The organism is Lyngbya sp. CCY1209, assembly GCF_055795065.1.
Genome location: NZ_JAYFER010000710.1, coordinates 1 through 545, shown reverse-complemented (window position 1 = coordinate 545; position 545 = coordinate 1). Strand labels below are relative to the sequence as shown.

At 48.4% G+C, this 545-nt stretch carries 1 pseudogene; it reads right to left on the bottom strand.

Going from position 1 to position 545, the window contains the following annotated elements:
* Window positions 1-545 (bottom strand): annotated as a pseudogene (locus AC0QHF_RS29255) (calcium-binding protein); the annotation flags it as partial.

Below are 545 nucleotides of genomic sequence, written 5' to 3'. Positions count from 1 at the left end.
TAAACACCTCAAAACTTCCCGTATTTCCCCCTCCGACAGTTGGAGTAAATTCCACCGACGTACCGTTATCACTCAAAGAGGTTACAGTTCCGCCAACCAACTCCGTGATGGTACTCCCAGGCGGCACCGGAACGGTAACAGTAATTCCGGTAAAATTGGGAGGATCGTCGGCGAAAATGACATTGCTTTCTTCGGTGCCATTGACGACAGCGAACGCCGTCACGGTTTCGGAAACCGGGAGGGGTGGAGATATGGTTGACGCTCCCGCCAGCAGGATATCATTGATGGATAGGAATGGAGAATTATTGAAAATTGCAACAATTTCGGCTGGAGCATCTCCAGAACCATCCGGGTCGTATTTGAGGGTTCCGGTTTCCTGTTCGTAAGCCAGAATCGGACTTTCGCGGGTAATTAAACTGTCTTGATAAGTGCCGGTTTCAAGGTTAATAAATTGATCCGCATCAAGGGTTTCGGAAGTTTCACCAATTTGGACAAATCCGAATCCGTCTTCGGTACTGCGGTTGAAAACTATAACATCGCTTCCC